The sequence below is a fragment of the Actinomycetospora callitridis genome (assembly GCF_028737265.1).
GTDB lineage: Bacteria > Actinomycetota > Actinomycetes > Mycobacteriales > Pseudonocardiaceae > Actinomycetospora > Actinomycetospora callitridis.
The window spans coordinates 72,972-84,419 of record NZ_JAQZAK010000009.1 but is presented as its reverse complement, the minus strand read 5'-3'; the positions used below and the strand labels follow the sequence as shown (position 1 = coordinate 84,419).

The window sequence follows — 11,448 nt, the reverse complement described above, 5'->3', positions numbered from 1 at the left end:
GAACCGTGTCCTCAGGACACGGTGTCGCCGGGTTCGGTGACGACGACGTCGAACCGTGTCCCCAGGACACGGTCTCCGAGTTTGGGGTCAGGCCCCGAGGAGCTCCACCTCGTCGCGGGCCCGCGGACGCACCGAGCCCGGCGAGGTGCCGACGACGCGGCGGAAGGCTCGGCTGAACGCGGCCTCGGAGCGGTAGCCCATCGCGCCGGCGACGGCGGCGACGGTGGTGTCGCCGGCCCGGAGCCGGTCGTGGGCGACGAGCATCCGCCAGCGCGTCACGTACGCCATGACCGGCTCGCCGACCAGCGCGGTGAACCGGGCGGCGAAGGTCGACCGGGACAGGGCGAGCTCGCGGGCGAGGCCGGCGACGGTCCACTCGTGGGCGGGGTCGGCGTGGACGAGGGCGAGCGCGCGGCCGATGTCGGGGTCGGCGAGCGCGCCGAGCCAGCCCGTGCGCGCGGACGGGTCGTGCGACAGCCAGGCCCGCAGCATCTGCACGACGAGGACGTCGGCGAGGCGGGTGATCACGGCCTCGCCGCCGGGCCGGGTCTCCTCCACCTCGAGCGCGATCAGCCGCAGCGTGTCGTGCAGGCGCGCGGTGAGCGGCGAGACCGGCACGTGGACGATGTCCGGCATCAGCGCGACGAGCCGCTCGGCCATCGGGTGCTCGAGCCGGACGGCGCCGCAGATCATGGTGGTCGGCGCGCCGTCGCCGCCGTAGCTGATCGTCGCGTAGCGCTCGCCGTACCAGGTGTGCGGCAGCGTCAGGACGTTCGGCGCGGGCGAGCGGGGCGGCGGGTCGGTCGAGCGCAGTTCATGCCCCTCACCGCGCGGCAGGAGCACGACGTCCGACGGCGACAGCGTCACCACCTTGTCGCCGACGACGATCGTCGCGGTCCCCGAGGTCACGACGTGGAACCACAGGCAGCCCGGCGTCTCGGGCAGCCGCAGCCCCCAGGGCCCGCGCAGGTCGGACGAGCAGTAGAAGGTCCCGCTCATCCGCAGGACGTGCAGCGCCGCGCCCACGGCGTCGGACGGGGTCCAGGGCGGATGGTCGACGACGGTCACGGTGCCCAGCCTCCGGCATCGCGGAGCGCATCGTCCACGAGATCGGACGATCGAGCAGGAGAACCGGCGCCACGGCGATGGTTCGTCCGGCAGGACCGGCCCAGTGTTGGACGCACCGGATCACCGAGCACGGAGGAGAAGCCATCATGATCACTGTCCTGGGAGCCAGCGGGAACACCGGCGGACGCGTCGTGCGCCGCCTGCGCGAGAGCGGGGTGGCGGTGCGGGCCGTCGGGCGCGACGCCGGCCGTCTCGCCGACGCCACCGCGCACGGCGCCGAGCCGCACGTCGCGGACATCACCGACCGGGCCGCGATCACGCAGGCCCTGCGCGGCGCGGACGCCGCCTACGTCCTCATGCCCCTCGACCTCGCCGCGCCGGGCTACCGCGCCCAGCAGGAGCAGGTGGGCACCGCGATCGCGGGCGCGCTGGCCGACGCCGGCGTCCCCCACGTGGTGGGGCTGAGCGCGCTCGGCGCCGAGCTCTCCTCGGGGACCGGCTTCCTCGAGACCCTCCACGAGCAGGAGCAGCGGCTCGCCGCGCTCGACGCCTCCGTGGTGCTCCTGCGGCCCGGCCTGTTCTTCGAGTCGTTCCTGCCGGCGCTGGCGTCGATGCTCGCGACGGGCGTGCACCACGACACGATCAACCCGGACGTCGCGCTGCCGATGGTGGCCACCGCCGACATCGGCGACGCCGCCGCGGCGTTGCTGCGCGACCCGGACGCCGCCGGCGTGCGTGAGCTGCCCGGACCCGAGGAGCTCACCGTGCCCGACGCCGTCGCGCGGCTCGGCGCGGCGATCGGCCGGCCCGGCCTGCGCTACGAGTGCCCGCCCGAGGACGTCATGCGCGCGGTGCTCGTCGAGGCGGGACTGCCCGCGGACCTCACCGAGGAGAACCTCGCGATGAACGCGGCGTTCAACCGCGGCGTCGTGCGGCGCCACGGGGTCGGTGTGGTGGAGACCCCCACGACGATCGAGGAGTGGGCCCGCCGCGTCGTCCCGGTGGCGTGACCGGCCTACTTCTTGCGGGTGCGCCCCAGCGACGGCGGCGGGACGACCGGTCCGAGGTCGCCGTTCGGTGCCTCGTCGAGGTCGACGATCACCGGCGCGTGGTCGGACGGACCGGTGCCCTTGCGGGCCTTGCGGTCCACCCAGGCGGCGGCCCGGCGCCCGGCGACCGGGCCGCCCGCCAGCACGAGGTCGATCCGCATGCCGCGGTCCTGGTGGAAGGCGCCGCCGCGGTAGTCCCAGTAGCTGAACGCGCGGTCGTTGGGCCAGCGCTCGCGGATCACGTCGTGCAGGCCGGTCTTCATCAGCGTCGCCAGCGCCTCGCGCTCGGGCGGGGTGACGTGGGTGGACCCGGCGAACGCCTCGACGGAGTAGATGTCCTCGTCGGTGGGAGCGATGTTGAAATCGCCCGCCACCACCGTCGCGTCGGGGTCGCCGGCCTCGACGAGGTCGCGCAGGGCCGCGAGCCACTCGAGCTTGTAGAGGTAGTGCGGGTCGTCCGGGTCACGCCCGTTGGGCACGTAGACCGAGGTGACCCGCAGCCCGCTGCAGGTGGCGGAGACCGCGCGGGCCTCCTGGTGGGGGTAGCCGGGGGCGCCGGGCAGGCCCTCCACGACGTCGTCGAGACCCACGCGGGACAGCAGGGCCACGCCGTTCCAGCGGCCCTCCCCGTGGTGGGCCACGGCGTAACCGCGCTCGGCGAGCGGGGCGGCGAAGCTCTCGGCGAACGCCTCGTCCGACAGCTTGGTCTCCTGGAGGCAGACCACGTCGGGCGCTCGCTCGTCGAGCCAGCCCAGCAGCCGGGGCTCCCGGGCCTTGGCGGAGTTCACGTTCCAGGTGGCCAGTCGCACGCCCGCCACGCTAGCCGGGACCCCCGACGGCGAGCGGGGGAACCCGGACGGTGTGCGTTCCGTGCGATCGGACGGGGTACTAGCGTTCCCGCATGGCCGCGACCACCCCCGTGACGAACGAGGACCGGCTGCGGCGGATCGAGCAGATCACCGACACCACGCTCGCCCACCTGGACGTCGCGGATCTCCTCGACGAGCTCCTGGACCGGGTGCGTGCCCTGCTCGACGCCGACACCTCGGCGGTCCTCCTGCTGGACCCTTCCTCGACCTACCTGGTCGCCACCGCCGCGCGCGGGATCGAGGAGGAGGTCCGCCAGGGCGTCCGCATCCCCGTCGGGAAGGGGTTCGCGGGGCGCATCGCCGCCGAGCGCCGGCCCGTGATCATCGACGAGGTCGACCACTCGAACGTCCTCAACCCGATCCTGCGGGAGAAGGACATCCGCTCGCTGCTCGGCGTGCCCCTGGTGGCCCAGGGCGAGGTCCTGGGTGTCCTGCACGTCGGCACCCTCACACCGAGGCGCTTCACGATGGACGACGCGGACCTGCTGCAGACCGCCGCCGACCGGATCGCCCTGGTCACGCGCACCCGCCTGTCCGATCTCGACCGCGCGGCGGCGTCGGCCCTCCAGCGCAGCCTCATGCCCGGCGCGCTGCCGCGGGTCACCGGCATCGAGTTCGCGGCGCGGTACATCCCCGGCGACGCGGGCGGTCTCGGCGGCGACTGGTACGACGTCTTCTCCCTGCCGTCCGGGCGCCTCGGCGTCGTCATCGGGGACGTGGTCGGGCGTGGGCTGCAGGCCGCCGTGATCATGGGTCGCCTGCGCAGCGCCCTGCGTGCGTTCGCCCTGGAGGAGGACGACCCCGCGGAGGTCCTCGAGCGCCTGGACGGCAACGTGCAGCACTTCGAGGAGAACGTCATGGCGACGGTCCTCTACGCGATCTTCGAGCCGTCGCTGGAGCGCGTGTCCCTGTCGAGCGCCGGCCACCTGCCGCCGATCATCGCGCAGCCCGGCGAGCGCGCGGCGCTGCTCAACCTGCCGATCGACCTGCCCGTCGGGGTGTCCGTCGGCCCCCCGCGCCGCACCACGACGATCGATCTCCCGGACCACGGGCTGCTCTTCCTCTACACCGACGGTCTCGTCGAACGGCGCGGGAGCCCGCTGGACGCCGGCCTCGACGCGTTGTGCGAGGTCGTGCGGGCCGAGGAGGCCGAGTCGGTGTGCGGCGGGGTGCTGCACCGCATGATCGGCGCCACCCCGGTCGGCGACGACGTGGCGATGCTCGTCGCCCACCGTCTCGGCACACCGTCGGTGGTGCCGCTGAGCATCGTCGTGCCGGCGGTGACGCGCACCCTGTCCGACGTCCGCTCCTCGGTCCGCCGGTGGCTCGCGGCCGCCGGGGCGTCCCCCGAGGACGCGGCCGACATCCTCGTCGCCACCGGTGAGGCGTGCTCGAACGTCGTGGAGCACGCGTACGGGCCCGCCGGCGGGACCCTGGTCGTGCAGATGGAGCTGGAGGGGGCGACGGTCGTGGGGACGGTGCGCGACAACGGGCGATGGCGCCCGGCACGCGGGCAGGAACGCGGGCGGGGCACCGCGCTGATCCGCCAGTGCAGCGACGACATGGACGTGACCCCCGGGCCCGGCGGCACCACCGTCGTCTTCCGACGTCACCTCACGGGGAGCAGCCGATGACCGCCGCGTCCGTCGTCGTCCACCCGGAGGGCTCGGCCGTCCGCATCGTCATGGGCGGCGAGATCGACCTCGAGAACGCGCTGGAGGTCGAGGAGCAGCTGACCGCGGCCATCACCAACGAGACCTCGGCGGTCACGCTCGACCTGGCCGACCTCGCCTACCTCGACAGCGCCGGCCTGCGGGTGCTGTTCGCCCTGGGTGCCCGGCTCGAGGTGCTGCAGATCGAGATGACCGTGCTGGCCCCGCCGGGCTCGCTGACCCGGCGGGTGCTCCAGCTCTCGGGCTTCGAGGGCGTGGCGGCGCTCGACGGTTGAGCCGCTCCCCGCTCAGCCCTTCTCGACCGAGCGACGGACCGTGTCGAGCGTCCGCTCCATGCCGCGGCGGTTCGCCCCCGGCACGTCCCAGGCGCGGGCACGGCCGACGACGTTGGCGATCGGGCTGCGACGGTCCTGCCAGTACTGCTCGATGCGCGTCCGACCGCCCTCGGGGACGAGCCGGAAGCCCCAGCGGGCCACCGGCTGCCCGAGCAGCGAGACGTCCCAGCTGATCGCCCGCTGCGGGTCGTACTCGACGACGGTGCCGTCGGTCGACCAGCGGAGCAGCCCCTTGCGGTTGTGGCCCTTGAACCGCGCACCCGGCTCGGGCCCGGTGGCGCCGCCGACCCAGTCGACGCGGTGGCACTCCGGCGAGATGTCCCCGATCCGCGCCGGGTCCCCGACGAGCTCCCACACCCGCTCGGGCGGCGCATCGACGGTGCGGGTGACGACGACGTCGTCGGCCATGGGGTTCCTCCAGACGGCGGCAGCGGGACGGTCGCACCGTAGTCGGACGATCGCCCCGCTGCCGCCCGGCCTCACGACCCGGCGTCGACGACGCGCACCGAGAGGACCGGGCGGCCTCGCACGAGGCGCAGGGGGCCGGTGACCGTGACCTCACCGCGGGGGCGCTCGGCGACGAGTCGCTCGTAGGCCCCTCGCTCGTCGGGTGTCAGGGGACGTCTCCGTCGGCGACGCAGATCCCACGCCAGCTGGCTCCCGCGGACCATCGGTCGGAGCGGCAGCGGCTGGTCGAGAGCCGGGACGCCGAGGTGTGTGGTCGCGACGAGCGTGCCCGTCATCGACACCTCGACGCCCCGTACGACGTAGCTCGCGTTCGCCCAGCTCGCGAACTGCTCCGGCCACTGGGAGAGGTCGGGTAGGCCCTGATGGGCCAGCGACACCTGCGCGGTCTGGTCGGTCTGGTTCGGCACGGGATCGACGTGGACGACGTCCTCCAGGTGGCTCAGGGCGGAGTACGCGCCGCCCCAGCACGGGCCGAGACCGTAGGGGCACTGCGCCGTGAGCCCGATCGTCACGACGGTGCCGGTCCCGGCGCTCTCGGCCCGCGGGGCGCGCCGTCCTGCCGGCGACCTCTCACGCCGGTCCTCCGTCGGCGCCTCGGTGGGCGTGACCACGCCGACCCGGACGATGCGGGCCGTCGAGGGGACCCCGTCGGCGCTGAGCGCGAAGAGCATGTAGTGGCCCGGGGGGCACTCGGCAGGGTTCTCGGGCACCGTGACAACGCGCTCCTGCCCGGTGCCGGACGACGTGAGCCGGAGGAACCGCTGGTCGGCGTCGAGGGTGTGCGTCGTCGACCCGAGCCGCAGGAGGGTCACGGTGTCGGTCGGCGCTCCGGTCGTGGTGAGGGTGAACGTCTGCCCGGGGGTGAGGTCGTCGGGAGCGGCGTCGATGGCCGGGCGCGGACCGCGGAAGAGGTAGGGCGGGTGGAAGATCTGCGCGTCGCGGTGGGTGTCCGCCGGATCGTTGGGCTGGACGCCGATGACGAACTCTCCGCCACCCGCGCTGAGCACGGTCGCGTCGGGCAGGAGGATCGCCGTCGAGTGGTAGCAGCGGTCGACGTCCTCCGCCGCGAGCGTCGTCCAGGTGTCCGTCCCCGGGTCCCACAGCTCGGCGCTGTGCACCGGCGCGCCGGGGACGAGGTCGTTGAAGCCGGGGCCACTCGTGCCTCCGGTGACCAGCACCGTCCCGTCGGGCAGCAGCGTGGCGTTGTGGTGGCGACGCCGGAAGGCCATGCTCGCCGCCGGTTCCCACGCCGGTGACGGTGCCGTGAGGTCGATCTTCTCGCAGTCGGCCGTGGGGCGGTCGTCACCGAGGTCGTTGCCGCCGCCCAGATAGAGGATCCGGCCGGGCGAGTACATGACCGCCGGCCCGTACTGACGTTCGCTCTTCGCGCGGGCGATGTCCGGTCCGGGGGGCGGCGTCCACTCCCCCGGGCCCGTGGTGTCGAGCAGCTTGGTCAACGGGTTCGAGCCGGACATGGCGATCCGGTTGTCCGGTGTCAGGTGGATCCGTGGGTAGAGCGGCAGACCGATGAAGTCCCGTGTCGGCTGCCAGGACGTCCCGTCCCAGATCTCGGGGACGGGCTCGACGGGCTGGTTCGGACCGTCCTGGTGGCTGCCCGAGATGACGAGCGCCCGCCCGTCGGCGAGCGTGATGGCGCTCGGATACCAGCGCCCGCTGCGCAGGGGAGGCAGGGCCGTCCACGAGTCGCCCGTGGCGTCGTAGAGACAGGCCTGGTCGAGGCCGTCGCCGTCCCTGATGTGACCGCCGGCGACCAGGAGGCGTCCGTCGGCGAGGAGGGTGTGGCCGGAGCAGAACAGGTTGACCGGCGTCGTGCCGTCGCCGCGGCGCGGTTCCTCGGTGGGCGTGGCCGTCCCGGTCACCGGGTCCCACACGAACGGCGCGCAGCCCTGTTGATCCATTCCGCCGTGCGGGTCCTTCCGGCGCCCCCAGGCGAGGACCTTCCCGGTGGGCAGCACCGTGACGTGGATCGCGACGTCCGGCAGCCCGAAGACCGGGTCCCAGCGACCCTGTTCCGTCTCGTCGGGCACGGCGACATCTCCCCCTGGTGAGGGCACGCCGCCACGGCGGCCCGTGGCGGCGTGCCGGTGTTCGTCGGTACCTGTCGTGGGTCGCTACGCCTCCTCGCCGATCGCGGACGCCACCCGGAGGTCGGCGAGGTACTCGACGATCGAGTGCGCGCTCTCGCCCGTCTTCGCGGTCTGCACATCCTCGACCCCGTCCCAGACGGGAGCCAGGGGTGCGCCGATCGCGACGGCGTCCGCCGGGCACCAGGCGTTGATCCAGCGGCCGACGTCCGGACGGCGCGGTCCGCCGAGCAGGAGCCTCTTGTTCACCGAGTCCATGCCCAGCGGGCTGCCCGCGGTGACGAGCAGCCGGACCTCGACGCCGGCCGGCAGGCGCGTCAGCAGGTCCATCGCGACCACCGTGCCGAGGCTGTGGGACACCAGCGTCACCGGTCCCGACGCCGGGATCGTCTCGAGCACGGTACTCAGGATGCGGTTCCGCGTCGCGTCGTCCTCGAGATAGAGCGCCACGTCGCGGAACCGTACGGCGATGAACAGGTCGTCCAGACGGCTCTTGTCGGCCAGCCAGGAGAGGGCCGGCTGCAGCCCGGCGACCAGGTCGCCGAGGCCTTCCCGTTCGCGGGACGCCTGCGCGCGGAAACCGGCCAGGCCCGCCGCGTCCTCGATCAGCGCGGCGTAGGTGGCGCGGGCCGACGTGGTCGACGGTGCCGCGCGCACGGCCGCCGGCGCGCCGTCGTCCTCGATGACCGTGCGCTCGACCGCGGACGGTCCGGCCAGCTCGGCGAGGACGTCGCCGTAGAAGGGGAACCAGACGCGCGCCGGGTCGAGCGGCGCGCGCCCGACCGCGCCGAGCCCGCGGGCGAGGCCACCCGCCCACTCCGCCCGGAGCACCAGCGGGTCCCGGCCCTGCTGGGATCGACCGTGGAGGAAGACGAGGTGCGGTGGCGTCTCCGGGACGGCCCGGATGCCGGTGCGGCCGGTGATCTCGCGGGCCGTCCTCGTCGTACGCAGCGCGCCCTCCGTCGGCCCCGCGCCGACCAGCGCCTCGACGCCGAACTCCTCGAGGAGCGCCGTCTGCGCGGGCGTGCGCGCCAGCGCCCGCAGCCGCGTGAGCACCACCGAGATCCGCGCGCCCTCGTTGGCCACCCAGGCGACCGCGGCGTCGCCCATCGAGCGGTCCCACACCGCGCCGTCGGTCGTGAGCCACTGGCCGGCGTCGTTCGTCCGCGGTACGCCGGAGTGGTGGAGCGCGACGACCTCCCACTGGTCGTTGAACACCGGCGATCCGGAGTTGCCCGGCTCGGTGTCCGCCTCGTAGTGGAGGAAGTCCGGGAGCTGGTCGAGGAGCCGGTTGTTGCGGACCGCGATCTCCTTCCGGCGCCCCGAGGGATGACCGATGACGTTCGCGGCCTCGCCGATCACGATCTTCCCCTGCTGCTTGAGCAGCTTGTTCCACCCGTACTTGTCGCCGGCGGCCACACCGCTCGCCGGCGCGACCGCCACGAGACTCGCGTCGATCTCGGCGTCGGTGAGGAACAGCGTGCCGGGGTCCAGGTCGAAGGCGGCCGGCGCCTCCGGTCTGCCGTCCGGCCCCAGCTCGAAGTCGAACTCCACGAACGCCCCGGCCGCGGAGGCGGCGTCGGGCAGGACGTGGTTGTTCGTCAGCAGGAGCCGTCGGCCGACGAGGAAGCCGGTCCCCGCCCCGCCGTCCGCGAGCGAGATCCGGCCGACGGACTCGGCGATCGCCGTCCCGCGCCCGAGGAAGAGGCTCGGCTGCAGGTCGTTCTCGGCGATGATCCGTTCGAGAACGCCCTCGTGCCGGGCGGCCTGCCGCACCGCCCGCGACCCGACGGCGTCCCCGAGGAGCCGTTCCGCCCGGGCCTCGATCTGGTCGGGGTCGTCGGCGACGAGCGTGCCCAACGCCTCCTGCTTGCGTTCCGTCTCCGCCCTCTCCGGTGCCCGGCGCTTGTACCGGGACGCGGCGAGCTCCTGCTGTTCTCGCAGGGTGGTGGCCATCAGAGGACGCCGGCGAAGCGGAAGAGATCAGCGATGGTGCGGACGGGGTTTCCGTTCGCGTCCTTCACCCCGGCATCCGGGGTCCAGCCGTTCCCGGCGTTCTCGAAGGAGTCCGGGTCGAGGCGAATCTGCCCGCGGAGGGTCTCCGCCACGATCCGGCCGCCCACCACACCGAGCTTGCCGCCACCGCCGATCTCGGCCTCCTTGAGGATGTAGAACCACAGTGGCGTGGCGTCGAGGAAGCCGCCGTCGGCGAGGGCGTCCCCGAGGATCGTCCCTGCGCCCGAGTTCAGCTGGGCCTTGGTGAGCGCAGGGACCCCGAGCTCGGCGGCTACCGCCTGGCCGGTCGGGATGCCGAGCTTGTAGCCCCGCAGGAGGTTCCGGACCGCCAACCGCTTCAGCAGCCGCCGCACGCGCTCCGCGAGATGGGGATCGTTCCCCTCGTTCACCATCTGGTTCAGCGGGAAGGCGAGATGCGTATCGATCTTCCGGGCCAGGCGGTCCTGGAAGAGAGGCGGGTCGTCGACGAGCCGGTCCCATTCAGCCGGCCAATTGTCGGGCAAGCTGGCGGCGCCGGTCCCGAAGAAGATCGGCCTCGCCTTCCCGGTGAACGCGAAGAGCAGGTCGAACGACGCATGGGTGTCCTGCTGCCCGGCCAGCCGCCCGAAGTTGCGGTTCCAGTCGTAGGCGCCCCGGACCATGCTGTGCCCGAACCGGAAGGCGGCCACCGAGAACTCGAGCGGCATGTAGGTCCCGCTGCTCGTTGCCGTGAACAGCGGGTTCGCGTCGACCGCGTCCAGCGCCTCCTGCACGACCAGCTGGGGAAGGAACTGGTTCACGACGAGCCACTGGTAGGTCCAGCGGACGAGCTGGCGGGCACGCTCGAAGGTCGCCGGCGCGTCGGGCTGCGGGTCGTGGGCCTCGACCCAGTCGACGACCTTGTTGTGGAAGTGCAGGAACGCGACGTGCAGCTGGGCGACCACGAGGTTCTCGTCGTTGCGCCCATCGCCGATCAGCGCGGTCCCGGTGGGCAGGTCGGCGGTTCCCGGGGCCTCGACCCGGGGCACGTCCCGCGTGTCGAGGAGCGGGGGGACGGGCTCGGTGCGCACCGGCCCGCCCGGGGTGGTCGGCGCCAACTTGCCGAGCTTGAACCGCTTCCCGTCCACGTACGGCACCGCGCCGGATTGCCCGCTGGCGGCGGGTCCGTCGCCGTAGAGCGAGTCGAGGTTGAGAGCGGGCTGACGCAGATTGCCGAGCTGGGCGACGACGTCGTCGGGGTGCTCGGGATCGAACACGGCATCGACGATGCTCAGGTCCTTGTCCCGATCCGTGTTCGCGGTCAGGTCGTGGTCGATGAACTGGCCCCAGTACGTGAACACCGGCGGGATGGGCGCATTGACATTGGCTCCGTCCACCGGGTCCTGGTCGATCATCGCCGAGCCGAGGGCCTTGAGCGCGACGACGACCGCCTCCGGCGTCGTGTTCGGCAGGTGCGCGGTCGGGTAGCGGTCCGCGAGATTCACGAACAGGTAGTGGAACGGCGTCGTGTCGTCCTTTGACGCCGTGTCGATCGCTGCATTGCGGGTCACCTCCCGCAATCGGGCGATGTCCTCCCGCGCCTCCGCGTTCGCTGTCGCCTGGAACAGCTCCTCCGAGAGCGCGTGCCCGCCGTGGTTGAGGTTCGTCAGGACGCGCGTCCCCTTGCCGGGAATGGCCATGGTGGTTCCCCCTTTTCCGGTGACACCGACGATTCCTCGTCATGCACGCCCAGGGCAGAGGGGAGATCTCCCCCACCTGCAGAAACAGGTCATCGGGGAGTGGCCGAGCGACTACCGCACGAATGCGCGCCGTCACCGACCGATCGACCGATTCCAACTCCGGGTCACCGATCAGTTGCGCATGGTTGTTCGTTCCTCGCACCTTCC

At 73.1% G+C, this 11,448-nt stretch carries 9 protein-coding genes; 3 read left to right on the top strand and 6 right to left on the bottom strand.

Features of this window, described 5'->3' with window-relative positions:
- Window positions 1–87: 87 nt before the first annotated feature.
- A complete protein-coding gene (locus PH191_RS23480; protein WP_274197056.1) occupies window positions 88–1,068 on the bottom strand; it encodes an AraC family transcriptional regulator in 981 nt (326 codons plus the stop codon).
- A gap of 146 nt (window positions 1,069–1,214) precedes the next feature.
- On the opposite strand from PH191_RS23480, the gene PH191_RS23475 reads away from it, so the two are divergent.
- Window positions 1,215–2,078: an NmrA family NAD(P)-binding protein gene (locus PH191_RS23475; RefSeq protein WP_274197055.1), complete on the top strand. Its 864-nt coding sequence runs from the start codon at window positions 1,215–1,217 to the stop codon at window positions 2,076–2,078.
- A gap of 5 nt (window positions 2,079–2,083) precedes the next feature.
- Here PH191_RS23475 and PH191_RS23470 read toward each other — a convergent pair whose 3' ends face one another.
- Window positions 2,084–2,935, bottom strand: coding sequence for an exodeoxyribonuclease III (locus tag PH191_RS23470; RefSeq protein ID WP_274197054.1), 852 nt, complete (start codon window positions 2,933–2,935; stop codon window positions 2,084–2,086).
- Between the two features lie 83 nt (window positions 2,936–3,018).
- Between PH191_RS23470 and PH191_RS23465 the strand changes: the two genes are divergently transcribed.
- Window positions 3,019–4,620, top strand: coding sequence for an ATP-binding SpoIIE family protein phosphatase (locus PH191_RS23465; protein WP_274197053.1), 1,602 nt, complete (start codon window positions 3,019–3,021; stop codon window positions 4,618–4,620).
- Window positions 4,617–4,934 carry an STAS domain-containing protein gene (locus PH191_RS23460; protein WP_274192100.1) on the top strand — a complete coding sequence of 106 codons (318 nt, stop codon included), beginning with the start codon at window positions 4,617–4,619 and terminating at the stop codon, window positions 4,932–4,934. Before PH191_RS23465 ends, PH191_RS23460 begins: the two co-directional genes overlap by 4 nt.
- Before the next feature lie 12 nt (window positions 4,935–4,946).
- Here PH191_RS23460 and PH191_RS23455 read toward each other — a convergent pair whose 3' ends face one another.
- The 4 genes from PH191_RS23455 to PH191_RS23440 form a co-directional block, all read right to left on the bottom strand.
- Window positions 4,947–5,402 carry an SRPBCC family protein gene (locus PH191_RS23455; protein ID WP_274197052.1) on the bottom strand — a complete coding sequence of 152 codons (456 nt, stop codon included), beginning with the start codon at window positions 5,400–5,402 and terminating at the stop codon, window positions 4,947–4,949.
- A gap of 71 nt (window positions 5,403–5,473) precedes the next feature.
- Complete coding sequence (locus tag PH191_RS23450; protein ID WP_274197051.1) at window positions 5,474–7,510, bottom strand: galactose oxidase-like domain-containing protein; 2,037 nt, start codon at window positions 7,508–7,510, stop codon at window positions 5,474–5,476.
- 84 nt (window positions 7,511–7,594) lie between these two features.
- Entirely contained in the window at window positions 7,595–9,523 is a 1,929-nt protein-coding gene (locus PH191_RS23445) for a trypsin-like serine peptidase (protein WP_274197050.1), read from the bottom strand.
- The gene (locus PH191_RS23440; protein WP_274197049.1) at window positions 9,523–11,241 is read right to left on the bottom strand and encodes a peroxidase family protein; all 1,719 of its coding nucleotides are present in this window, start codon (window positions 11,239–11,241) and stop codon (window positions 9,523–9,525) included. Before PH191_RS23440 ends, PH191_RS23445 begins: the two co-directional genes overlap by 1 nt.
- Between the last annotated feature and the right edge of the window lie 207 nt (window positions 11,242–11,448).

Bases quoted from the DNA above. Each gene is read 5' to 3' on its own strand.
- PH191_RS23475 (WP_274197055.1), top strand. From the start codon at position 1,215: ATGATCACTGTCCTGGGAGCCAGCGGGAACACCGGCGGACGCGTCGTG.
- PH191_RS23465 (WP_274197053.1), top strand. From the start codon at position 3,019: ATGGCCGCGACCACCCCCGTGACGAACGAGGACCGGCTGCGGCGGATC.
- PH191_RS23460 (WP_274192100.1), top strand. From the start codon at position 4,617: ATGACCGCCGCGTCCGTCGTCGTCCACCCGGAGGGCTCGGCCGTCCGC.
- PH191_RS23455 (WP_274197052.1), bottom strand. From the start codon at position 5,402: ATGGCCGACGACGTCGTCGTCACCCGCACCGTCGATGCGCCGCCCGAG.
- PH191_RS23445 (WP_274197050.1), bottom strand. From the start codon at position 9,523: ATGGCCACCACCCTGCGAGAACAGCAGGAGCTCGCCGCGTCCCGGTAC.
- PH191_RS23440 (WP_274197049.1), bottom strand. From the start codon at position 11,241: ATGGCCATTCCCGGCAAGGGGACGCGCGTCCTGACGAACCTCAACCAC.